The following is a 23905-nucleotide window of genomic DNA, read 5'->3' as shown; positions in this document are numbered from 1 at the left end:
CGACAGTGAACGTCTCAGGTGTCTTTCCGGACCTCGCGCAGGTCGGCGACTTCGGTCCGCCGCGCAGCGAGCTCGGCGTCGGCTCGCTGATGCCGTGGAACGGGATGCTCTACGTCCAGAACTACAACTCGCACAAGGCGCACAGCGGGGGAGGGGTGAGCCTGCGCCGGATCGACGCCGACCTGTCGATGGAGATCGTGCCCGAGACGCTCGGCGTCGACGGCACCTACACCAACCGGTTCGTGCACTTCCCGACGTCGCAGCTCGTGCTCGGCCCGCACGTGATCGACCGCGAGCACAAGATCACCACGATCCCCGAGCTGACGCCGCATCGCGTCTGCGGGACGTCGCGGCACCTGACCAAGCCCGACACACATGTGTACGTGCTGGCGATGGAGGGCGAGGTCTTCGAGCTCGACCTCACGACGTACGAGTGTGTGCAGGTCTTCGACCTGAACGACGAGCTCGGCACCGACGGCGAGATGAAGGTGCACTACAAGGACTGCTACACCAGCTTCGGCCGGCTCGTGGTCTGCTCGAACGAGTACGAGGAGGCCGACTGGGACGGGCGTCAGGCGCGCGGCCGGCTGGCCGAGTACGACGGCAGCGAGTGGCGGATCCTGGCCCGCAAGCCGTTCACCGCGATCGGCGGGCGGCACGAGTTCGGCGGCACGATCTTCGCCTCCGGCTGGGACCAGGCCTCGGCGATCCTCGAGGTGTTCACCGAGGCGGATGGTCGTTGGACCCGTTATCGGTTGCCCAAGGCGTCGCACACCTTCGACCACAAGTGGCAGACCGAGTGGCCGCGGATCCGTGAGGTCGAGCACGAGCGGCTGATGCTCGACCACCACGGGATGTTCTACGAGCTGTCGCCCTGGGCGTACGGCGGCCGGATCTGGGGCGTGCGGCCGATCTCGACGCATCTGTGGGTGCTCGGGGACTTCTGCTCGTGGCGCGGGATGTTCGTCGCCGGTGCTGACAACGCGTCGCCGAGTCACGGGCTGAACCCGACGACCGCGGAGCCGCAGTCGGGACTGTGGTTCGGCAAGACCGACGACCTGTGGAACTTCGGCAAACCCGCTGGTTGGGGCGGTCCTTGGTGGGAGACGCCGGTTTCCGCGGGGGTGCCCTCGGACCCCTATTTGATGACGGGCTTCGACAACAAGTGCCTGCACCTGGAGAACCTCGGGACTGTTTCGATGACGGTCACGCTGGAGATCGACTTCCACGGGCACGGGCGGTTCGGGGCGTCGTCCTCGTTCACCGTCGAGCCCGAAGCCGTGTACACGCACGTGTTCCCGTCCGGGTTCAGTGCGCACTGGGTCCGGGTCGTCAGCGACACCGACGGGATCGCGAGTGCCCAGTTCGTCTATACGTGATGATCGCGGGATGGGAAACGACGTGGACAGAGCTGGTACCCCGAGCCCGTTGCAGCTGGCGAAACGCGCGCTGCCCGACCTGAACGGCGCGATGCTGCGGGTCGCCGAGCAGATCCTGGCGAACCCGGACGACGTCGCGCGCGGTTCGATCACCAAGTTGGCCGAGGCCGCGCAGACCTCGGCCGCGACGGTGACGCGGCTGTCCACGCACCTAGGGTTCGCCGGGTACCCGGCGCTACGGGCCGCGCTCGCGATGGAGGTCGGGCGCGGTCTGGAGGCCGGGTGGGCCAGCGACATCGGGCACGCGATCGGCCCGGCCGATCCGCCCGAGCAGGTGCTCAACGTGCTGGCCTCGACGCAGGCCAACGCGCTGCGCAACGCGCTCGCGTCGATCGACCTGAACGACGCCACCCGGGTCGCGGACGCGATCGCGGGCGCCCGTCGTACGCACATCTACGGCGAGTGGGGCGACGCGATCCCGGCGCGCGAGCTGTACATCCGGTTGCTGCGGATCGGCATCCCGGTCTGGTTCTTCGACGGCCCGCAGTCGGCGCAGATCGCCGGCGGGCTGCTCGGGCCCGGGGACGTCGGGCTCGTCGTCACCCGGTCAGGCACCGATGGGACGACTTTGGATTTCGTACGGCGGTCGGCCGGGCAGGGCGCGTTGACGGTCGCGATCACCGGCGTCGTCTCGTCGCCGGTCGGCGAGCTGGCCGACGTCACCCTCGACACCGGTACGCAGGCCGGCGGCACCTGGACCGAGTTCTTCGCCGGACGCGCCAGCGACACGTTGACCGCCGGGTTGCTGTTCGTCCTGGTCGCGCAGCGCGTCCCCGACCACCTCACCGCCAACCACCCGGGCGGGCCCGGCCAGCCCGTCGTACACCCTGACACCTGAGAGGTTCCTGCATGCAGCAGCTCGACGTCCACACCGATCTGACCGTTGTCGGCGGAGGTCTCGCCGGAGTCTGTGCCGCGATCGGCGCCGCGCGGCAGGGCCGCACGGTCGCGCTGGTGCAGAACCGGCCGGTGCTCGGCGGCAACTCCTCCAGCGAGGTGCGGGTCTGGGTCTGCGGCGCGACCGCGCACGGCGTCCAGCACTTCGCCCGCGAGACCGGGATCATGGGCGAGCTGTTCGTCGAGAACCAGTACCGCAACCCGCAGGGCAACCCGTACTACTGGGACCTCGTCGTCCTCGAAGCCGTCCGTGCCGAGCCGAACATCCAGCTCTGGCTCAACACCGACGTCCGCACCGTCGACGCCGCCGACGGCGAGATCCGCTCGGTGACCGGCTGGCAGATGGGCTCGGAGAAGGAGATCACCTTCCGCAGTCCGGCGTACGCCGACTGCTCGGGCGACGGACTGATCGGGTTCCTGGCCGGCGCCGAGTTCCGCACCGGGCGCGAGCCGCGGTCGGCGTACGACGAATCGTGGGCGCCGGAGGTGCCCGACGACAACACGCTCGGCAGCACGATCCTCTTCTACACCAAGGACGCCGGGGAGCCGGTGCGGTTCGTGCCGCCGTCGTTCGCGCGCGACATCACGAAGACGTCGATCCCGGAACGGCGGATCATCCGGACCGATGCCTACGGGTGTGCGTACTGGTGGATCGAGTGGGGCGGTTCGCTGGATGTTGTCGACGACAACGAAGCGATCCGGGACGAGCTGCAGGCGGCGGTGTACGGGATCTGGGATCACATCAAGAACTCCGGGCTCTTTGATGCTGACAATCTGACGCTGGAGTGGATCGGGGCGGTGCCGGGGAAGCGGGAGTACCGGCGGTTCGTCGGGGATCACGTGCTGACGCAGCACGACGTACTGGAGCAGCGTCTGTTCGACGACCGGGTCGCGTTTGGTGGTTGGTCGATCGACCTGCACCCGCCGGGTGGGATGTACGCGACCGAGCGCGGGTCGAAGCACTGGCACCCGGACGGGAACTATCACATCCCGTTGCGCTCGCTGTACTCGCGGAACGTCCGCAACCTGTGGATGGCCGGCCGCAACATCTCCGCCAGCCACGTAGCCTTCGGTACGACGCGAGTGATGGCGACCTGCGCTGTCCTCGGCGAGGCTGTCGGGGTCGCCGCTTCTGTTGCCCTAGGCAATGAGCTGACGCCGCGGGCGTTGGCCACTGAACACTTCGACCTGGTCCGCAACGCCCTGCACCGCGCGGACGCGTCGGTCCTCGGTGTTGCTGACACAGACCCCGCCAACCTCGCTCTGGCGGCGACCGCCACGGCCTCGTCCACCCTGCGCCGCCTGGCCGTCGAAGTCTCCGACGGCTTGCTTGCTCTCGACGCAGACCTGGCGATGGTCCTCCCCGTCGATCCTTCTCTGGACGGCCTGGAGTTCCTCGTCGACGCCGCCGAGGACACCACTCTGGTTGTTGAACTCCACGACCCCCTCAAGCCGCAGAACTACCTGCCCCTTGCGCTTCTCTCCTCCTGCGAGGTCACTGTGCCCGCCGGCGAGAAGCGCTGGGTCTCCGTCCCGCTCTCCTGGCACCCCTCGGCGCCCAGCAACGCAGTCGTAGTCCTGAAGCGCAATTCCTCTGTCGCCGTCCACACCGCAGCCACCGCCCTCCCCGGCACCCTCTGCTTCTCGCACCGAGACCCGGCCCCCGACGAGCAGTACACCGAGCAGTTCCGCTCCTGGAAACACATCCTCCCGCGCGCCGGCCTCTGCTACCGCGTACTGGGCTCCACCGACGCCTATTCCCCGTCAAAGGTCATCGGCGGCTACTCCCGCCCGTACGGCGGCCCCAACCTCTGGTCCTCCGAAGACCTCGCCTGGGACCCGACGCCGACGTTGACGTTGAATTGGCCCTCCCCGGTCGAGATCACCGAGGTGGTCGTCGTCCTGGACGACGACGTCGAGGAGGACCTCATCAACCTCCACCACCACCGCACGCCGTACGAAACCCTCCCGACGCTGCTACGGGACTACTCCTTCGACTACTGCACCCCCGACGGCACCTGGCACCCCTTAACCACAGTCGATTCCAACCGCCGCCGCCTCAACCGCCACCCCCTCCCCGCGCCCACGACGCTCACGTCCCTCCGCCTAACCACCGCTACAACCAACGGCGCCCCTCGGGCTCACGTGAACTCCATCCGCGTGTACTAACTCCTGCACCAGCCAGGCGCCGCCCAGGCGGCGGCCGGGCGGCGGCCCCACACCCGCCGCCCACAGGCCGACCCCTGCACCACTCATCAACCCGCAGCGGTGGCACCAACCCACGCCATGCACGCCACCCCCGCTAGCCCCCGCCACCCACCACCAACCCCCGCCGGCCCGCTCCCCGGCGACCCGCTCCCCGGCGGAGGGTTGCTGCCAACTGCACGTCTGCCCTCGGCTCCGGAGCCGAGCCCGCGCTCGTCTGCAGCCAGCCCGGACCTGCGCCATTCGCCAACCCAGCCCCCACCTCCGACGCCTGACCCTGCACGCGAGGGTCGCCGTCACCGCGATCACCCGTCGCCCAGCGCGTGGTGAGTCCGGACCTGCACCACCCACCACCCCGGACCTGCACCACCCACCACCCCGGACCTGCACCACCCACCACCCCGGACCTGCACCACCCACCACCCCGGACCTGCACCACCCACCACCCCGGCTCCCGCAGCACCCAGCACCCCGGCTCCCGCAGCACCCAGCACCCCGGCTCCCGCAGCACCCACCACCCCGGCTCCCGCAGCACCCACCACCCCGGGCTCCCGCAGCACCCACCACCCCGGGCTCCCGCAGCACCCGCCGCTCAGCCGGGCCAGTCTGGTCCGGCGAGCTGGCGGTTGGTGAGTGCTGCGGGTTCACTCTCGGCCCCGGCCCCGGCCCCGGCCCCGGCCCCGGCCCCGGCCCCGGCCCCGGCCCCGGCCCCGGCCCCGGCCCCGGCCCCGGCCCCGGCCCCGGCGTCGCGCGCTCGCGTTGGCTCGCCCGCGGCGAGTCCGGGCTCTGTAGCCACTCGCCACCACCCAAACGTGCATATCCAACGCCTGCCCTGGCCGGTCTGACGCCGCGGGCGGAGGTTGCTGAGTGCTGCGCATCCGCGGTCGTAGAACTCCCACCCGGCGTGGGTCGACGAGCATCGGTGCCATCGCGGTCAGCTGCCACATCGGCCACCCGAGCGGCACGTCGTCGGGGGTAGTCGGCGAGTCGACTCATGCAGGCGTTGGCGGCGATCGCGGCGACAAGAAGTGGCGGCTACGGATTGTTCGGCTGGCTCGGCGCTGCGGGAGGGCGCAACAGACGCGGGGAGAACGGCGCCGCGGTGGCGCGAGGAGGTGGCGGGCTGGGCGAGAGCGCGACCTGTCGAGTGACTGCCGGCTGAGGGCTACGCGCTACGGCTCTGTGACGAGATGTACTTCGGGAGCCGGGGCCGGAAGCGGGAGCCGGAAGCAGAAGCGGAAGCGGGAGCCGGATGCCGGGAGCCGGAAGCGGGAGCGGGGGCCGGAAGCGGGGGCCGGAAGCGGAGCCGGATGCCGGGAGCCGGAGCCGGAAGGGAGCCGGAGCCGGAAGGGAGCCGGAAGCGGGGAGCCGGGAGCCTGAGCCGGAGCGGGAAGCGGGACCGGGGACCGGGGAGTGCTGAGTCGCGGCTGTCCGTCGGCTGGCTGGCTGTGGTGCGGCGGATGGTCTGTCTGGCTGGAGTCGGGACCGGGCGGGGGAAGCTAGCGCGTGGTCAGGCGGTGTCGGCTAGGTCGGTGGGGCGGGGGCGTTTGGGGAGGCGGAGGAAGGCTCGGGTGGCTACGTGGATCTGGGCGGCGAGGGCTTCGCCGGTGTAGCGGTCGGTGCGGGTCATGGCGCTGATTTCGCCGATGCGGTGGATCAGGGGGCGGACGCGGAACTCGGCGGGGGTGTCGAGGATGGGGGTGAGGGACTCGAGGGCGCCGTCGAGTTGGCCGAGTTCGAGGTGGGCTTTGACTTGCTGGAGGCGGACCATGCGTTCGGCGCCGGCGTTGCGTTTGGACTCGGGGGCGCGTTCGAAGAGCGCGGTGCTGTGTTCGGCGCAGGCCAGGGTCTCGCGGGCTTGGCCGAGGGCCAGGTGGGCGTCCGACCAGAGGCCCTCGGCGCGGGCGGGAGTGCAGAGGAGGAAACCGAAGAGCTCCTGCCCGCCGAGTGGGATGCAGATCCGCTGGGCGTCGGCGAGCGCCGTACGGGCTTGGTCGATGCGGCCGGTGCGGGCCAGGTCGACCGCCAAGGCGCTGGCCAGGAAGAGCTTGGAGGAGCCGACGGCGTGCCGCAGCCCGGACTCGGCGTACTCCGCGGCGCGGGTGAAGTCGTCCTGCCAGAACGCGGCGGTGTGCTGGGTTGCGCGCACCCACGCGCGCAGGTCGCCGTGGTCGGCGGCCTCGGCGCAGGCCCACGCCGTACGGGTGTGGTTCTCGGCGAGGTCCGGGCGGCCGAGGTCGACCGACATCCAGCCGAGGATGGTGAGCGCCCAGCCGGCCGCGGTGTAGAGGTCGCGGGTCTGCGCCGGTGACTGGCGCCCGGCCAGCAGTTCGAACGCGCGGTCGCGGATCGCGCGGGTGCGCAGGAACAGACCCTTGGTCGGCACGCGCAGGTACTGCCGGCAGACCCGCTCGATGTCGGCCTGCAGTTGCTCGACGGTCAACTCGCCGACGTTCGAGGTCTCCGCGAGCGGCAGGATTGACACCGACTCGTCCGCCGTACGGACCATCTCGTCGTCCAGCCCGACCATCGACGAGATGCTCGTGTCGAGCTCACCCAGCCCCGGCCTGCTCCCCGGTGAGAAGCCGAGCTCGTTGTCCGTAGCAACGTTGAGGATCTGCCGCAGGCCGGCCCGGTACGCCGCACCCGGCCAGCGCACGACCCCACGCTCGAGCTTCGCGATGTAGTGCCCGTCCAGGTCGTACTCGATCCCGGTCGTCTCCCACAACCATCCGCAGACCGCCTCGGCGAGCTCGCCCCTGGACATGTACTCACCCGGCGCCCGCCGCGACGGCGTCCGCTCACGGGCATCCCGCAACAATCCGTTCACCTCCGACATGCCCGCAACTGTAGGAGCGCGACCACGCTCGGTGACCACAAAAACCACCCCTGTGGACGAACTGCCCCACGATGCCCCAGCTTGCCCCGCCCATCTGCCCCAACCTGCCCCAAACACCTGTCCTAGAAGGGCGATCAGCACGGCCCGGCGTCTACCCGTGGGCACTACAGCCGCACCCCCGGCGAGCTCGCCGCCAGCAGCCTGAGCAGTAGGCCGCTTGCACGCTGGCCAGAACCACCTGCCTCCTGGTGAGCAGGCCCCCTGCAACGCTGACAGGCACGCTGCCTAAGACCGAGCGAGTACGCCGCTCCTGCAACGGTGGCTGCACACCGCCTGCACCCCTGGCGAGTACGCCGAGGGCACCACTGGCCGGCGCGCAGCCTGGCCCCTTGGCGAGTACGCCGAGACAACGCTGGCCGGCACGCCGTCTCCGCCCCCGGTGGGGACGCTGCGGGAGCAGCCCGAAGAGCTGCAGTGGGGACGCTGCGGGAGCAGCCCGAGGAGCTGCTGGTACACCCCGGTACCTATCGGGGATAGCTTGCAGCCTGCCCCGGCATGCCCGGGGATGCCCCGATCTGCCCCAGGAGTTCAGTGAGTGCTCGACTGCCAGTAGCCGCGTCCCCCCTCGGGCCCCTCTGTACCCGGTAGCCGACAGAACTGGCGACCACGGCTGGCCCCCGCAATGCGTGGCAAGCCCAGGGCCCCGGCTGTCAGCCTCTCGCAGCGCCTCGCTAGCCAGCTGGCCCGCGCCAATCCGCAGGACACCACCGCGCCGCACTCTGGCCCAGCAGTCCCCGGGGCAGACAGCGCGACAGCGATTGCCGCAGGCAACCCGACACCTGCAGGCCAAAGTAGGCGGGTTCCCACCAGCCAGTGCCAGCGATCTCCAAGCCCGCGCCGCGTCACGGGCTCGCCGGACAAGTACGCCGACAGTTGCGGCAGGTGTACTGCCGCTGTCCCGGCGATCTGCCCCAGCCGGTACCAGTACGGCGAGCAGGCCGGCGCTATCACTCGGGGCAGTGCAGGTTCTGGCTCAGGGCAGGGCAGGGCAGGTGCAGTGCGGGGTCGGGCGGGCTGCCTCTCGGGCGGGGCGGTCAGCCGTCCGCGCGGGCAGGCGGTCACCGTCAACCGGTAGTGCAGGCAGCCACTCGGGGCCGGGTGGCAGGGGCGCCGCGCGGGCCGGCTGTTTACCAAGCGAGGCGGTCTGGCACTGGGCTTGGCAGGCCGTGCTCGGCGGGGTGCTCGGCGTTGGCGGGTTCGCGGTGGATCGACCCGACGGTGGCTGAGGGTCTCGCGTGCGGCGGTTGTACTGCGGCTGTCGCGGTGATCTGCCCCGGCCGGCTGCGGCGAGGCGAGGAGGTGGTCGCCTGGATCAGACAGGTCGTGACGCGGGTGGGGCAGCAGAGCATCGGCCGGGGGAGGGCAGCGGGGCATCGCCCGGGAGGAGGGCAGCAGGGCATCGCCCGGGAGGAGGGCAGTAGGGCGTCGCATTTGGGCAGGGCAGCGGTCGTTCGGGGTGGGGCAGCGGGGACGCCTGGGGAGGCGGGGGGTTGCTGAAGCGGGGCCGTGTCTGTCGGGCTTGGCTGTAGGGCGGCATCCCTTGGACGGGCTGGTGGGTTCGGTCTGGGCTGGGAGGTCGCGGGCGTTGTGGAGGGACCGGGCGTGGTCCGGTGTACGGCGGATGCGGCGGGAGGCGGGTGATCGATGAGCCGAGGCGATGGGTTATTTGGGGTGGTCGTTGTCGGGTTTCAGGGTGTGGTTCGGGTGTCCGGGGGTTCGGCGGTCGCGTTTCATTTCGGCTTCTCGGAGGTGGCGGGTGCCTTCGCAGAAGGCGTCTCGGGCTTGTTGTTCGAGGGCGGTGAAGAGGGCGTAGTAGCCGGTGTCGTAGTCGTCGACGATTTGGAAGGTCCAGCGGTCTTCGATGACGTTGCGGCCCAGGAGGTCGCGTTCGAGCTGTGCGGCGAACTCCTCGTGGCCGGCGGTGCGGAAGAGGTGGAGGACCTCGTCGAGCTCGTTGTCGGCTCGGCCGGTGAGTTCGTGGAAGCCGTACAAGTAGCCGCGGGCGCGGTTGACGGTTTCCAGGGCGTGGGTGAGGCGGCCGACGGCCTGGACGGTTCGGTCGTCGACTCCTGGGGGTCTGGGGCGCGGGGATTGCTGTTGGTCGTCGCTCATGGGGACGCGGTACCCGCCCGATAAGCTGGGCAACGTGCCGGAGGAAGCGATCACGACGCTGCGGGCTGAGTTGAGTGGGTTCGGGCGGGCGGAGATCGGGTTCGCTTTGCTGGAGACGTTCTTGCAGGTGGCGGGGGCCTGGGGGGTCGAGGCGGTGCTGGATTCCCGGCGGTTGTTGCTGCCGGACGAGATGACCGACGATCGGGCGCTGGTGCAGGGGCTGATCGAGGAGTCGGCGGGGTGGCCGGCGGAGAAGTGGGGGCCGTTCACCGTGCACGAGCGGCGGTTCGCGCTCGACGACGATCAGGCGCGGTGGGACTACACGCGGCTGGCCTACTGCTCGTCGGCCGCGACGGTGTGGAGCCGGGGGCGGAGTACGACGTACTTCGAGGTGGTGGATCACCACCGGGCGACGTACTGGTTGCCGGACAGTTTGAAGGAGCAGTACTTCGCGACGCTCGAGGCGAAGCGCTGGGAGATTCCGGAGAGTTGGTTGACCGCGCTTCCGAAGCAGCCGAAGCCGTGGTGGAAGCGCGGCCGTTGATCGTCAGTTGACGGCGGGGAGCTTTTCGAGGGCGGCGGCGACCGAGGCCTGGAGGTCGGCGTCGTCCCAGGCGCGGTCGGTGATCGCGCCCGACAGGTAGGCGTCGTACGCCGCGAGGTCCAGGTGGCCGTGGCCGCAGAGCGCGGTGAGGATGACCTTCTCCTCGCCGGACTCCTTGCAGCGTTGGGCTTCCTCGATCGCGGCGGCCAGGGCGTGGGTCGGCTCGGGCGCGGGGACGATGCCCTCGGTGCGGGCGAACAGGACACCGGCGGCGAAGCACTCCGACTGCGGCTTGGCGATCGCCTCGATCTCGCCGGTCTCGTACAGATGGCTGATCAGCGGGCTCATCCCGTGGTACCGCAGGCCGCCGGCGTGGATCGGGTCCGGGACGAAGTCGTGGCCGAGGGTGTGCATCTTCATCAGGGGCGTCATGCCGAGGGTGTCGCCGAAGTCGTACGCGTAGGTGCCCTGGGTCAGCGACGGGCAGGCCTCGGGCTCGACCGCGCGGATCACCGGGGACTGCCGGCCGGCCCACTTCTCGCGCAGGAACGGGAACGCCAGGCCGCCGAAGTTCGAACCGCCGCCGGTGCAGCCGACGATCACGTCGGGCGTCTCGCCGACCATCGCGAGCTGCATCAACGCTTCCTCGCCGATGATCGTCTGGTGCAGCAGCACGTGGTTGAGCACGGAGCCGAGCGCGTAGTGCACGGACTCATCCTGCACGGCCATCTCGACGGCCTCGCTGATCGCGATGCCGAGCGAACCGGTCGATGCCGGGTTCTCGGCGAGGATCTTGCGACCGGCCTCGGTCAGGTCTGACGGGCTCGGGTGCACGGTTGCTCCGAAGACCTTCATCATCGCGCGTCGGTACGGCTTCTGGTCGTACGACGCCCGGACCTGCCAGACCTCGCACTCCAGCCCGTACTGCGCGCACGCGAAGGCGAGCGCGGTGCCCCACTGGCCAGCGCCGGTCTCGGTGGTGAGCTTCTGGATCCCGGCCTTGGCGTTGTAGTACGCCTGCGGGACGGCCGTGTTCGGCTTGTGGGAGCCGGCGGGGGAGACGCCTTCGTACTTGTAGTAGATCCTCGCCGGGGTATCGAGGGCTTTCTCCAGGCGGTGCGCTCGGTAGAGCGGGCTCGGTCGCCAGAGCCGGTAGACGTCGAGGACCTCGCCCGGGATGTCGATGTACTGCTCCTGGGAGACCTCTTGCATGATCAGGTCCATCGGGAACAGCGGCGCCAGATCCTCCGGGCCGATCGGTTGCCCGGTGCCCGGATGCAGCACCGCGGGTGGCGGCGTCGGCAGGTCGTGGAGCACGTTGTACCACCGGGTCGGCAGCTCGTCCTCGGGCAACAGGATCTTCGTCGGCGTCGTCATGCAGCCAAGTTAGAGCCGCGGGGTTGCCCGGGCAATGCACCGCACAGGAACTCTCAGCGCACTTTTCAGGCCCTGGTCAGTACGTCGTCGCAGGGGCTGTGGTGGGCGAGTTCAGGTCGGCGCCGAGCCAGTCGTCGATGTCGGACAGCAAGCCTTTTTGGACGTCGGCCGGAGCCGTTGAGGCCAGGACTGAGCCTCGGGCCAGGTCCGCCAGTTCTGCGTCGGTGAAGGCGTGGACCGTGCGGGCGGTTTCGTACTGTTCGGCCAAGCGGGAGCCGAACAACAGAGGGTCGTCGGCGCCGAGAGCGATGCGGGCGCCGGCTTCGTAGAGCTGGCGGAGGGGGACGTCTTCGGGGCGTTGGTAGACGCCTAGGGAGACGTTGGAGGCTGGGCAGACTTCCAGGGCAACTTGCGCGTCGACGATGCGCTTGAGGAGGTCGGGATCTTCTACGGAGCGGACGCCGTGGCCGATGCGGCCGGCGCCGAGCTCGTCGAGGCAGGTGCGGACGGTGCTCGGGCCGCAGAGTTCGCCGCCGTGTGGGGCGGCCAGGAGGCCGGCGTTGCGGGCGATGCGGAAGGCTGCGGCGAACTCGGACGTGGTGCCGCGGCGTTCGTCGTTGGAGAGGCCGAAGCCGACTACGCCTCGGCCGACGTACTGGGAAGCCAGGCGGGCCAGGGTGCGGGCGTCGAGGGGGTGCCGGGTGCGGTTGGCGGCGATCACGACCTGGACGTCGATGCCGGTCGTCGCGGCGGCGTCGCGGGCGGCGTCGAGGACCAGGTCGGTGAACTCGGTGATGCCGTGGAAGCGGTTCGCGTAGCCGGAGGGGTCGACCTGGATCTCCAGCCAGCGGGAGCCGTCCGCGGCGTCGTCCTCGGCGGCCTCGCGGACCAGACGGCGTACGTCGTCCTCGGTCCTGAGCACCGAGCGGGCGATGTCGTACAGCCGCTGGAAGCGGAACCAGCCGCGCTCGTCGGCGGCGGACAGGTCCGGCGGCCAGTCGGTGCGCAGGGCGTCCGGGAGCCGTACGCCGTGCTTGTCGGCCAGCTCGACCAGGGTGAGGTGACGCATCGACCCGGAGAAGTGCAGATGCAGATGGGTTTTCGGCAGCAGCCGAAGGTCGCGTGGCGCCATCACAGAAGGTTACCGACAGATCGCGCGAGTCAGGAAACCGGGCGGTCCCGTAACTGTTTGGCGAGGGAACAGCGACGGCCCGCCGGACGAGGTCCGGCGGGCCGTCGTACGAGCAGATGTCAGCCGAGCAGCTTGGCGATCCGGGAGACGCCTTCGGTCAGGTCGTCGTCGCCGAGGGCGTACGACAGGCGCAGGTAGCCGGGGGCGCCGAACGCCTCACCCGGGACGACGGCGACCTCGGCCTCGTCCAGGATGATCGCGGCCAGCTCGGCCGAGGTGGTCGCGGTCCGGCCGTTGATCTCCTTGCCGAGCACGCCCTTGACCGACGGGTAGGCGTAGAACGCGCCGGTCGGCTCCGGGCACTCGACGCCGGGGATCTCGTTCAGCATCGACACCATCAGCTTGCGGCGCCGGTCGAACGCGACCTTCATCTCGTCGACGGCGGACAGGTCACCGGTGAGCGCGGCGATCGCGGCCCGCTGGGCGACGTTGTTCACGTTCGAGGTCTGGTGCGACTGCAGGTTGGTCGCGGCCTTGATGACGTCCTTCGGGCCGATCATCCAGCCGACCCGCCAGCCGGTCATCGCGTACGTCTTGGCGACGCCGTTCAGCACGACGGTCTGGTCGGCCAGCTCGGGCACCGCGACCGGCAGCGAGGTGAACTTCGTGTCGCCGTAGGTCAGGTGCTCGTAGATCTCGTCGGTGATCACCCAGATGCCGTGCTCGAGCGCCCAGCGGCCGATCGCCTCGATCGCCTCGGGGGTGTCCACCGCTCCGGTCGGGTTCGACGGGGAGCAGAACAGCAGCGCCTTGGTCTTCTCGGTCCGGGCCGCCTCCAGTTGCTCGACGGTGACCAGGTAGTTCTGGCTCTCGTCGGCCAGCACCTCGACCGGGACGCCCCCGGCCAGCTGGATGGTCTCCGGGTACGTCGTCCAGTACGGCGCCGGCAGCAGCACCTCGTCGCCCGGGTCGAGCAGCGTCGCGAAGGTGTTGTAGACCGCGTGCTTGCCGCCGTTGGTCACCAGGACCTGGGCCGCCTCGACCTCGTAGCCGGAGTCCCGCTTGGTCTTCTCGACGATCGCCTGCTTGAGCTCGGGCAGACCACCGGCCGGGCTGTAGCGGTGGTTCTTCGGATCGCGGGCGGCCACGACGGCGGCCTCGACGATGTAGTCGGGCGTCGGGAAGTCCGGTTCGCCGGCGCCGAAGCCGATCACCGGGCGACCGGCCGCCTTGAGCGCCTTCGCCTTGGCGTCGACCGCCAGCGTGGCCGACTCGGAGATTGCACCAATCCGTGCAGAGATGCGGGAAGCCATACCCCCATCCTGGCACCACTGCTCCCGTGGTGACATCTCGGTATCGGTTGGTGACACCGCGAGCTGCCGGGAGACCGGGAACCATCCCGGGGTGGGTGGCGTTTGTACCCGGTGAAGGCTGTAAGGTTCTGCTCGCGGTACGGCGCCCGGTGGGGTCGTGACGGGGTAGGCCTCAGTTCGACCAGGTGGCTTCCACCCCGTACACTCTTCTAGTCCGGGCGTAGATGGCCCTGATCCGGCATGCCCGAGATCAGGTCAGCGGCGTCCGGGAGAGATTGCAGAGGGCACTAGCTCAACTGGCAGAGCATCGGTCTCCAAAACCGAAGGTTGGGGGTTCAAGTCCCTCGTGCCCTGCAACTCCTGATCGGCGCTGGGCCGGTCAGGCCGCCGCTAGCGAAAGAGGTAGGTCGTGACGGAGACGCGCACCCCGGCACCGTCCGGCGCCGGCAAGCCTGCGGAGAGCAAGTCGGGAAACCGGCTGCTGCGTTTCTACCGCCAGGTGGTCGCCGAGCTCCGCAAGGTCGTCTGGCCGACGCGCAAGCAGCTCTCCACCTACTTCGTGGTCGTGCTGACCTTCGTGGTGTTCGTCATCGCGATCGTGTCGGTGCTCGACCTCGCCTTCGGCTGGGCGATGTTCAAGATCTTCGGCTGACCGCCCTCGCCGTAGCGATCCACCGGCCGTCCGGTCCCGCGCCGAGCTGACCGACCCAGGCCCGCAGACAACACCCGATGCAGAGATGACGGAGTACAACGTGTCCGAGCGTGACGACGAGGTCCTCGACTTCGAGGACGACTTCGACGTGTCCGCTGTGGCCGGCGACGATGACGACGTCGAGCTGGATCTGGATCTCGAGCTGGACATCGACGACGACGACGATGACGACGTCGTGATCGCCGATGACGACGACGACCCGTTCGCGGACGTCGACGACAAGGCCGAGGCTGAGTACGCCGCCGACGACGACGCCGAGGCTGGCGACGCCGACGCGGACGACTCCGACGACGAGCCGGTGGTGATCGTGGCCGCGGCCGACGACGCCGAGGACGACGAGGTGGTCACCGCCGCCGACGTCGACGACGCGACCGACGAGCTGGCCACCGAGACCGCCGAGACCGCGCCGGACGACACTACCGAGCAGGTCGAGGACGACGAGGTCGTCTTCTCCGCCGGGGCCGACTCCGACGACGACGAAGATGACGACGAGGACGACGACGCCGAGGCCGCCGTACCGGCTGCCGCCGCGGACGACGCCGACGACGACACCGACGAGGCCGAGGAAGAGGCCGAGCCGGAGGAGCCGGGCGACCCGCTGGAGGAGCTGCGCGCCACGCTGCGCTCCCAGATCGGCGACTGGTACGTGGTGCACACGTACTCGGGGATGGAGAACCGGGTCAAGTCGAACCTGGAGAACCGGATCACCTCCCTGAACATGGAGGACTACATCTTCGAGATCGTCGTGCCGACCGAAGAGGTCGCCGAGATCAAGAACGGGCAGCGCCGGATGGTGAAGCGCACCGTGCTCCCCGGCTACGTGCTGGTCCGGATGGACCTGACCGACGAGTCCTGGTCGACCGTGCGGCACACGCCGTCGGTGACCGGCTTCGTCGGCAACAGCCAAAAGCCCGTACCGCTCAGCCTCGAAGAGGTCGAGAAGATGCTCGCTCCGGCCGTCGTGGCGGCGGCCGAGGCGGCGGCAGCCGAGACCGGTGCCGCACCCACCAAGACCGCGGCCAAGAAGAAGGTCGAGGTCGCCGACTTCGGTGTGGGCGACTCGGTCATGGTCGTCGACGGGCCGTTCGCGACCCTGCACGCCACGATCACGGAGATCAATGCCGACGCCCAGCGGATCAAGGCGCTGGTGGAGATCTTCGGCCGGGAAACCCCGGTGGAACTCAGCTTCAGCCAGATCCAGAAAGTCTAAGGACCCGAAATGCCTCCCAAGAAGAAGATCGCTGCCCTGGTCAAGGTGCAGCTGCAAGCCGGTGCCGCGACGCCGGCACCGCCGGTCGGTACCGCTCTCGGTCCGCACGGCGTCAACATCATGGAGTTCTGCAAGGCGTACAACGCCCAGACAGAGTCCATGCGTGGCAACGTCGTGCCGGTCGAGATCACGATCTACGAAGACCGGTCCTTCACCTTCGTCACCAAGACGCCGCCGGCGCCGGAGATGATCAAGAAGGCGGCAGGCCTGCAGAAGGGCTCGCCGGTCCCGCACAAGGAGAAGGTCGGCAAGATCACCAAGGACCAGGTCCGCGAGATCGCCACCACCAAGATGCCGGACCTGAACGCCCGCGACATCGACGCCGCGATGAAGATCATCGAGGGCACCGCCCGCTCGATGGGCGTCACCGTCGACAAGTGAGCCGTCCGGCTCGCCCGTAGTACTTCACAGCAGTTGTGGAAGGACGACGAAAGTTGTCCGCCACCACCACAACGGACGCGACCAGCGTCCGCATTCAGGAGAAAAAGCAATGGCACAGCGCAGCAAGGCTTACCGCAACATCGCGGAGAAGATCGACTTCGATCACCTCTACACCCCGCTCGAGGCGATCAAGCTCGCCAAGGAAGCGGCCGGTAGCAAGAAGTTCAACTCGACGCTCGACGTCGCGATGCGCCTCGGGGTCGACCCCCGCAAGGCCGACCAGATGGTGCGCGGCACCGTCAACCTTCCGCACGGCACCGGCAAGACGGCACGGGTCCTCGTCTTCGCCACCGGTGAGAAGGCCGAGGCCGCCAAGGCCGCCGGCGCCGACTTCGTCGGCGACGACGACCTGATCAAGAAGGTCACCGACGGCTGGCTCGACTTCGACGCCGTCGTCGCCACCCCCGACCTGATGGGCAAGGTCGGCCGCCTGGGCCGCGTGCTCGGCCCGCGTGGTCTGATGCCGAACCCGAAGACCGGAACGGTCACCCCGGACGTGACGAAGGCTGTCACCGACATCAAGGGCGGCAAGATCGAGTTCCGCGTCGACCGGCACGCGAACCTGCACTTCATCATCGGCAAGGGCTCGTTCGACGAGGCCCAGCTGGTGGAGAACTACAGCGCCGCGCTGGAGGAGATTCTCCGGCTGAAGCCCTCCAGCTCGAAGGGCCGCTACATCAAGAAGACCGTCATCTCGACCACGATGGGTCCGGGCGTCCAGGTGGACCCCAGCATCACCCGCAACATGCTGGGCGAGGACGACGCCTGAGCTTCGGCTCACCTGTAGCACCCGAAAGGCCCCGGTCGACCGACCGGGGCCTTTTGCTGTTCCTCAGACGCGAGCGGCCGTGAGCCGGAGCGCGGCGTCGGCGGTCCGTACCGTGAAGCCGTCCGAGTGCGAGGCCACGATGCTCCCCGGATCTCCAGCCGCAGCCTCGGCCGGGTCGGTCCGCGCAACCAGGTACTCGACCCCGTCGAGCAGTACTCGGGCACGCACCGCCGTGATGTTGAGCGCTGCGGCCTTTCGCCGTACGGCGGCCGCCGGCTCGGCCAGGTCGAGTACGTACTCCTCGGGCGTGAACGCCGGAGCCTCGGTCACCTTCGACGGATCCTGGAGCTCGCCGCGATCGCCGGCGACCGCGCGCGGGACGGCTTCGTCCAGGCACGCGGTCAGCAGCGTGCGCCACGACTCCATCAGCGGGCCACCGTTGAGGTCGTCGGGCAGCGGCATCGAGCGCTGGGCGAGGACCGCGCCGGTGTCGAAGCCGGGCTCGGTGCGGTGGACGCTCGCCGCGACCTCGTCGGCTCCCTCGTAGATCAGCCGCTGCGGATTCGGGCCGCGGCCGGCCGGAAGTGGCGACGGGTGACAGTTCAGCGCGCCGTACCGCGGGAGCTTCAGCACCTCGTCGGGGATCAGCCGGGGGAACGCCGCGGAGATGATCAGGTCCGGCTCCAGCGCCTCGATCACCGGAGCGGCGACGCCGCGCAGCTTCTTCGTCACCAGGACGTCGAGCTCCGGCGGCACGCTCGCGACCAGCGGCGGCGCGGTCTCGTCGTACCGCTCACCACCGGCCGGGAGGGTGACGAGCAGGACGATCTCGTGGCCGTTGCGCGCGGCCCACTCCGAGACGACGCGGTAGCCGGCCTGGAAGGTGTTCAGGGTGACGATTCGCAGCATGGTCAATGGTTGCACCGTCAGTGAATCTCGCCGGAGACGCGGCGAGATGTTGCCGGGGTGATCAGATCCGGAGTGAGCGCGGCTGGACTGGGGACCCCGGTCAGGGCGAGGGCGTGGGCGAGCTCGTCGTACAGGTCGGTGAGCAGGCGCGTGACGCCAGGGGAGCTGCCGACGGTGAGGGCCCAGAGGGCAGGGCGGCCGACGAAGACGGCGCGGGCGCCGAGCGCGAGCGCGGTGAGGACGTGTTCGCCGCGGCGGATGCCGCCGTCGACGTACACCTCGGCGTTGGTCCCGGCGACGGCTTGCACGACCTCGGGCAGCGCGTGGGCCGTGGCGATCGCGCCGTCGAGCTGGCGGCCGCCGTGGTTGGAGACGATCAGGCCGGCCGCGCCCGCGTCGACACAGCGGCGGGCGTCGTCGCCGCGCAACACGCCCTTCACCACCACCGGGAGCCCGGTGTGCGCGCCGAGCCAGTCGATCACGTCCGGCGTGAGGTCGTCGGCCTTGGCCAGGTCGTCGTCGGAGTACGCCGACTCGTCGACGTTCGCGCGCAGGTGACCCGGCTGGACGAGCTCCCACACCGTCGGCCCGTCGTCCTCCTTGCGGCCGACGACCGGCGTGTCAGCAGTCAGTACGACGGCCCGCGCGCCCGCCGCCACCGCCGCGTCGAGCATCTGCCGCGTGTAGTCGCGGTTCCGCGTCACGTAGATCTGCAGCCACCAGGGCGCTCCCGCCGCAGCGATCTCCGCGTACGTCGTACCGGCGTTGCTCGAGACTCCGAGGACCGATCCGGCTGCCGCGACTCCGGCCGACATCGCCGCCTCGCCGTCGGGATCGGCCTGCCGTTGCAGGGTGGTCGGCGCGACCAGCACAGGCCCGGCGACGGGAGTCCCGAGCACCGTCGTACCGGTGCTGATCGTGGACACGTCGGTGAGCACTCGCGGGCGGAACCGGTACGACGACCAGGCGTCGACCGCCTCGCCGACACTCACCCCGCCGGCCGAGCCCTGCCGGAAGTACCTGTGCACCGCCTCCGGCAGCTTCTCCGCCGCGGCCGCTTCCAACGTGTCGATCCATCGCATGACATCGATCCTCGCACCCCTGGGGATAACCGCAAGCGGCATTTTCGCGCGCCCGGTAAAGTAGAGGCATGCAGCAGCACGGGCAGCGATTTCCGCGCCCCGGCCGGCACAGCGGTGCCGACGGGGTGGGCCGCTGCTGCGTTCTCTCCCTGAGGTGACCGCGGCCGGTCGGGGTGTGCGTTTCCCCCGTACCTGCTCACCTCAGGAGAAACTCCCATGGCTGTCCTCACCACCTCCGAACTGCACGCTGCCCTGGCTCTGCGCGATCTCACCGATCCCGCCCAGGGCCCGCACGCGCTCCAGCTGATCGTCGACTCGATCCAGGCAGCGCTCGGCCAGGCCTGGCCGTACACCGAGACCTGGATCCGGCGCGACCACCCGGTCGTGCCGCTCGCCGACAACTACGACAACCTCGGGTACGCCGGCGACGCGGTCACCCGGGACGCTCGCTACACCCGCTACGCCTCGGCCGGTGAGGTCCTGCGCAGCCACACCTCGGCGATGATCCCGCCGGCGCTGCGCGAGCTCGCCCAGTCCGAGTCGACCGACGTGCTGATGATCTGCGCCGGGATCTGCTACCGCCGCGACTCGGTCGACTGGCAGCACACCGGTACGCCGCACCAGCTGGATCTGTGGCGGATCAGTCGCGACGTCCAGCTGGGCGAGCCCGAGCTCGAGGCGATGATCGAGCGGCTCGTCACGACGGTCCTGCCCGGTCAGACCTACCGGACCGTGCCTGCCGTCCATCCGTACACGACGCACGGGCGGCAGATCGACGTACTGCTCGACGACCAGTGGATCGAGATCGGCGAGTGCGGGGTCGCGGCGCCTGCCGTACTGCGGCGGGCCGGACTCGACGAGCGGTGGACCGGGCTCGCGATGGGGCCCGGGCTCGACCGGTTGATGATGCTGCGCAAGGGGATCCGCGACATTCGGTTGCTCCGGTCGACGGATCCGCGAGTGGCCGGTCAGATGCTGGATCTCCTGCCGTACAAGGCGGTCTCGGCGATGCCCGCCGTACGCCGGGACCTGTCGGTGGTCGTCGGCGCGGACACCGATCTGTCTCCCGAGCTGCTGGGCGACCGGTTGCGGGCGGCACTGGGCGAGGCGGCCGACGCGGCCGAGTCGGTCGAGGTGCTGAGCGAGACGTCGTACGACGAACTGCCGGAGGCTGCGCGCACCCGGCTCCAGATCGCGCCCGGGCAGCGGAACGTGCTGGTCAGACTGGTCCTTCGCCCGGTCGACCACACGCTGACCGATGCCGAGGCCAACCAGCTGCGCGACCGGGTCTACGAGGAGCTGCACGAAGGAGCAGTGGTCGAGCTGATCGGGTAGATCCGTTGACAGCGGAGTCGTGAGTCGCGCAGGGTCGATGGTTCGGCCGTCGTGCGTCAGGAGGATCGCTGGGTGTCCGGGCCAGAACCGCAGCACCCGGCGGTCTCACTGACGCCCTACGTGTACGGCGGCATCATCGGCGTCTACACCGGCCGCGAGCTGCTGGCCTCGATCATGGCTCCGCTGTCGCGGGAGATCGGCCTGAGCACGTTCCAGATCGGGCTGATCCTGTCGACGTCCGCGCTGACGATCATCCTGATCAGCCCGTTCTGGGGGCGCAAGGTGACGGGGTGGGGGCATCGGCGGGTGCTGATCTCGTCGATCTTCGGGGCGTCGCTCGGGCTGCTCGGGTTCGCGGTGGTCGCTCATCTCGGGCTGCTCGGGATCCTGCCGGCCGCGGTGACATTCGCGTTGGCGCTGCTGCTCCGGGGTGTGCTGTACGGCGTCACCAGCGCGGCGACGCCGATCGCGACGCAGTCGTACGTCGTCGCGGTGACGACCGATCGGCGGTCGCGGGTCCGGGCGTTCGCGATGATCGGTGCGTCGTTCGGGATCGCGGGCGTGGTCGGGCCGTCGCTCGGTGGATTGCTTGCCCTGCAGGGATTGCTGGTGCCGCTCTACGTTCCACCGGTTCTGCTCGCCGCGATCGGCTGCTTGCTGTGGTTCAAGCTGCGGGTGACGACGCCGGTGATCGCGCCGCCGGACGTGAAGCCCGGGCGGCTGAGTCCGCTGGATCCGCGGATCCGGTCGTTTCTGGTGATCGGGTTCGTGCTGTTCTCGACGTTGAGCATCCAAGGGGTGCTGCTGGGATTCGTGCTGCAGGATCGGCTCGGGCTGAGTGCGGAGGAGACCGCGCGGTTGAGCGGGCTGGCGTTCCTTGCCTCGGGCGTGGCCTCGCTGATCGGGCAGGTGTTCTTCGTACGCCGCCTCGCCTGGCCGCCGGCTTGGCTGCTGCGGTGCGGGCTGCCGTTGGTGCTGAGCGGGTTCGTGGTGCTGGCGCTCGCGGGGAACTTCGTCGTGATCGTGGCGGCGACCGCGGTGGTCGGGTTCGGGTACGCGTTCGCGATTCCGGGGTACTCGGCCGGGCCGACCCTGCTCGTGAGCGATCACGAGCAGGGCAGCGTCGCCGGGCTGACGAACGCGTTCAACGGGGTGGCGTCGATCGTCGGACCGACTGCCGCCGCCGCGCTGTACGGCGTACGGGCTTCTGCTCCCTATCTCGTTGGTGCCGTGCTGCTTGCTGGGGCGCTGGCTGTTGCCGCGAGCAAGCGGTTGGCGGTCAGATGATGGCCCAGAGCAAGGCGGCCATGCCGAAGCCGACGAGAGACAGGACGGTTTCCAGGACCGACCAGGTCAGCAGGGTCTCCTTGACCGTCATGTTGAAGTACTTGGCGACGATCCAGAAGCCACCGTCGTTCACGTGGCTGAGGATGATCGACCCGGCGCAGATGGCCGCGGCGATCAGGGCCAGGTGGGCCTGGGAGTAGCCGTCGGCGGTCAGCAGCGGACCGACGATGCCGCCGGTGGTGACGATGGCGACCGTGGCCGAACCCTGGGCGATGCGGAGGCCGCAGGAGATGACGTACGCCAGCAGGAGGACGGGGAGGCCCGCGCTGGACAGGCTCTTGGCGAGTGCCGCACCGACTCCGGTCGCCGAGATGACCGCGCCGAAGAAGGCGCCGGCGCCGACGACGAGCAGGATCATGCCGACCGGCTTGAGGGAGTTGCTGCTCAGTTCGCTGAACTCTGCGTTGCTCATCCCACGCCGTACGCCGAGGAGGTAGTAGGCGAGCAGTACGGCGATGAGCAGCGCGACGGCCGGGTTGCCGAGGAAGGTGAGGACGCTGAGCAGGTCGCGGTCCGGATCGAGGATCAGCGTGCCGAAAGTGGCGCCGAGGATCAGGACCAGGGGGAGCAGGATGACGCTCATGACCAGGGCCAGCGGGGGTTCGGGGCGGGACTCCTCTTCCTCGACGACGTAGTCGGCGGGGACGCTGACGGGCACGCGCGGGGCGATGTAGAGCGGCCAGAGGATGCCGGCGACGGCGAACGCGGGCAGGCCGCAGGCGAGACCGATGATGATCAGCCAGCCCATGTCGACGTGCAGCAGTCCGGCGACCGCGGTCGGGCCGGGGTGCGGTGGGAGGAAGGCGTGCGTCATCGAGAGGCCGGCGAGGACCGGGAGCGCGTACAGGACCAGTGACTTGCCGCCGCGCTTGGCTGCGACGTACACGAGCGGCGCGAGCACGAAGATGCCGATGTCGAAGAAGACGGGGATGCCGAAGATCAGGCCTACCAGGCCCATCGCGACCGGCGTACCCTTCGGCCCGAACAGTTTCAGGAGGCGCCGGCTCAGGACGTCCGCGCCGCCGGAGCGTTCGAGCAGCGCGCCGAGGACCGTGCCGAGACCGATGATCACGGCGATGTGGCCGAGGATGCCGCCGAAGCCCTTCTCCAGCAGGGAATCGCTGGACTTGAGCGCCGTACCGACGATCGTGCGGACGTTCAGGCCGGCCGCCAGCGCCAGGAAGAGGCTGGTGGCGAGCAGCGAGATGAACGGTTCGAGCTTGACCTTGATGATCAGGAACAGCAGCAGCGCGATCGCTACCACGCACAGCAGCAGCAACCCTGGGGTGCTGGTGTGCAGCCAGTCGACGGCTCCGGACATGGGGACTCCGAGGGGTGGGAGGGACTGCGGCCGGGACGCCGCAGTACGGGGTGGTGCTCTTGGTGCTGTGGTGGTCAGGCCAGTACGGCGCAGAAGGCCTTGGCCTTGGTGGTGATGTCGGACCAGTTGGCGGTGGCGACGTCGGCGGGGGAGACGACGTCGGTGCCGGCGCTGACGGCGAGTGCGCCGGCGTCGAGGAAGGCGCGGGCGTTGGTCGCGTTCACGCCACCGGACGGGACGAGGGGGACGCCGGGGAAGGGACCATTGAGGTCCTTCAGGTACTTCGGGCCGAACTGGTGGGCGGGGAAGATCTTCACCGCGTCGGCGCCGAGGGCGACGGCGGTCATCACCTCGGAGGGGGTGAGGGAGCCGAGCACGATCGGTACGCCGGCTTCGTGGGCGGCGGCGACGATCGCGGCGGCTTCGGGGCCTTGGCCGGGGGTGACGAGGAACTTTGCGCCGGCTTCGACTGCTGTCCTTGCCTGGGCTGCGGTTTGCACGGTGCCGGCGCCGACGACCGCGCCGGTGTCGCCGGAGGCTGCGCGCTCGAGGTGCTTCGGGAGGTCGGGGGTGGTGAAGGTCAGCTCGATCACGTGGATGCCGCCGGCAACGAGCGCGGAGCAGAGGTCGCGGGCGTCGCCGATCTCGGGGGCGCGGACGACGCTCAGCACCCGGTCGGCGCGGAGCAGGTCGAGGGTGGTCATGCGGTGGGTCCTTTCGTGGGGGCGGTCAGGGGGAGAGGAGTCGGGGCGAGGGGCCGGGTCGGGGGTCGGTACTTGGGGCGGGAGCGGTGGGTCGGGA

The 23905-nt window shown here is 69.7% G+C and carries 19 protein-coding genes and 1 tRNA gene; 11 read left to right on the top strand and 9 right to left on the bottom strand.

From position 1 onward, the window contains the following. Positions 1-5: 5 nt before the first annotated feature. From ACYVIO_RS00780 to ACYVIO_RS00770, 3 genes are read left to right on the top strand one after another with little or no spacing between them, the layout of a single operon-like run. On the top strand, positions 6-1379 hold the full coding sequence (locus tag ACYVIO_RS00780) for a hypothetical protein (RefSeq protein ID WP_460648668.1): 1374 nt from the start codon (positions 6-8) through the stop codon (positions 1377-1379). 10 nt (positions 1380-1389) lie between these two features. Continuing rightward, positions 1390-2277 (top strand): MurR/RpiR family transcriptional regulator, encoded by an 888-nt coding sequence (locus ACYVIO_RS00775; protein WP_460648667.1) that lies wholly within the window; start codon positions 1390-1392, stop codon positions 2275-2277. Between the two features lie 11 nt (positions 2278-2288). Continuing rightward, entirely contained in the window at positions 2289-4505 is a 2217-nt protein-coding gene (locus ACYVIO_RS00770; RefSeq protein WP_460648666.1) for an FAD-dependent oxidoreductase, read from the top strand. 1546 nt (positions 4506-6051) lie between these two features. Here the strand turns inward: ACYVIO_RS00770 and ACYVIO_RS00765 are convergent. Beyond that, positions 6052-7380, bottom strand: coding sequence for a hypothetical protein (locus tag ACYVIO_RS00765; protein WP_460648665.1), 1329 nt, complete (start codon positions 7378-7380; stop codon positions 6052-6054). Positions 7381-9102: 1722 nt separating this feature from the next. Then, positions 9103-9552, bottom strand: coding sequence for a hypothetical protein (locus ACYVIO_RS00760; protein WP_460648664.1), 450 nt, complete (start codon positions 9550-9552; stop codon positions 9103-9105). Positions 9553-9586: 34 nt separating this feature from the next. On the opposite strand from ACYVIO_RS00760, the gene ACYVIO_RS00755 reads away from it, so the two are divergent. Next, on the top strand, positions 9587-10096 hold the full coding sequence (locus ACYVIO_RS00755; RefSeq protein ID WP_460648663.1) for a hypothetical protein: 510 nt from the start codon (positions 9587-9589) through the stop codon (positions 10094-10096). Between the two features lie 3 nt (positions 10097-10099). On the opposite strand, the gene ACYVIO_RS00750 is transcribed toward ACYVIO_RS00755, so the two are convergent. From ACYVIO_RS00750 to ACYVIO_RS00740, 3 genes are all read right to left on the bottom strand, one after another. Next, positions 10100-11473, bottom strand: coding sequence for a TrpB-like pyridoxal phosphate-dependent enzyme (locus tag ACYVIO_RS00750; protein ID WP_460648662.1), 1374 nt, complete (start codon positions 11471-11473; stop codon positions 10100-10102). A 76-nt stretch (positions 11474-11549) separates the two neighbouring features. Further along, positions 11550-12605, bottom strand: a complete 1056-nt coding sequence (locus ACYVIO_RS00745) for an adenosine deaminase (protein WP_460648661.1) — start codon at positions 12603-12605, stop codon at positions 11550-11552. 119 nt (positions 12606-12724) lie between these two features. Then, entirely contained in the window at positions 12725-13918 is a 1194-nt protein-coding gene (locus ACYVIO_RS00740) for a pyridoxal phosphate-dependent aminotransferase (RefSeq protein WP_460648660.1), read from the bottom strand. 281 nt (positions 13919-14199) lie between these two features. Here ACYVIO_RS00740 and ACYVIO_RS00735 point away from each other — a divergent pair. The 5 genes from ACYVIO_RS00735 (at position 14200) to rplA (ending at position 17110) form a co-directional block, all read left to right on the top strand. Further along, a tRNA-Trp gene (locus tag ACYVIO_RS00735) sits at positions 14200-14272 on the top strand. Positions 14273-14327: 55 nt separating this feature from the next. Next, positions 14328-14570, top strand: a complete 243-nt coding sequence (gene secE, locus ACYVIO_RS00730) for a preprotein translocase subunit SecE (protein WP_020388149.1) — start codon at positions 14328-14330, stop codon at positions 14568-14570. Between the two features lie 400 nt (positions 14571-14970). Then, a complete protein-coding gene (gene nusG, locus ACYVIO_RS00725; RefSeq protein ID WP_460652044.1) occupies positions 14971-15840 on the top strand; it encodes a transcription termination/antitermination protein NusG in 870 nt (289 codons plus the stop codon). Positions 15841-15849: 9 nt separating this feature from the next. Next, the gene (rplK, locus tag ACYVIO_RS00720; protein ID WP_184798850.1) at positions 15850-16281 is read left to right on the top strand and encodes a 50S ribosomal protein L11; all 432 of its coding nucleotides are present in this window, start codon (positions 15850-15852) and stop codon (positions 16279-16281) included. A 109-nt stretch (positions 16282-16390) separates the two neighbouring features. After that, positions 16391-17110 (top strand): 50S ribosomal protein L1, encoded by a 720-nt coding sequence (gene rplA / locus ACYVIO_RS00715; RefSeq protein ID WP_460648659.1) that lies wholly within the window; start codon positions 16391-16393, stop codon positions 17108-17110. A 63-nt stretch (positions 17111-17173) separates the two neighbouring features. On the opposite strand, the gene ACYVIO_RS00710 is transcribed toward rplA, so the two are convergent. Both ACYVIO_RS00710 and ACYVIO_RS00705 read right to left on the bottom strand, forming a co-directional pair. Next, entirely contained in the window at positions 17174-18019 is an 846-nt protein-coding gene (locus ACYVIO_RS00710; RefSeq protein ID WP_460652043.1) for a methionyl-tRNA formyltransferase, read from the bottom strand. A gap of 17 nt (positions 18020-18036) precedes the next feature. Beyond that, positions 18037-19101 carry an alpha-hydroxy acid oxidase gene (locus tag ACYVIO_RS00705; protein ID WP_460648658.1) on the bottom strand — a complete coding sequence of 355 codons (1065 nt, stop codon included), beginning with the start codon at positions 19099-19101 and terminating at the stop codon, positions 18037-18039. A gap of 216 nt (positions 19102-19317) precedes the next feature. Between ACYVIO_RS00705 and srmL the strand changes: the two genes are divergently transcribed. Both srmL and ACYVIO_RS00695 read left to right on the top strand, forming a co-directional pair. Then, on the top strand, positions 19318-20436 hold the full coding sequence (gene srmL, locus ACYVIO_RS00700) for a PheS-related mystery ligase SrmL (RefSeq protein WP_460648657.1): 1119 nt from the start codon (positions 19318-19320) through the stop codon (positions 20434-20436). 72 nt (positions 20437-20508) lie between these two features. Further along, positions 20509-21723: an MFS transporter gene (locus tag ACYVIO_RS00695; RefSeq protein WP_460648656.1), complete on the top strand. Its 1215-nt coding sequence runs from the start codon at positions 20509-20511 to the stop codon at positions 21721-21723. Here ACYVIO_RS00695 and ACYVIO_RS00690 read toward each other — a convergent pair. Continuing rightward, complete coding sequence (locus tag ACYVIO_RS00690) at positions 21716-23104, bottom strand: GntP family permease (RefSeq protein ID WP_460648655.1); 1389 nt, start codon at positions 23102-23104, stop codon at positions 21716-21718. The two genes, ACYVIO_RS00695 and ACYVIO_RS00690, sit on opposite strands and share 8 nt — an antisense overlap. 74 nt (positions 23105-23178) lie before the next feature. Then, on the bottom strand, positions 23179-23808 hold the full coding sequence (locus ACYVIO_RS00685) for a bifunctional 4-hydroxy-2-oxoglutarate aldolase/2-dehydro-3-deoxy-phosphogluconate aldolase (RefSeq protein ID WP_460648654.1): 630 nt from the start codon (positions 23806-23808) through the stop codon (positions 23179-23181). Positions 23809-23905 lie beyond the last annotated feature (97 nt).

It is taken from the genome of Kribbella endophytica (genome assembly GCF_054781295.1).
The sequence above is the reverse complement of the archived record's forward strand: the minus strand, read 5'-3'. Positions and strand labels throughout refer to the sequence as shown.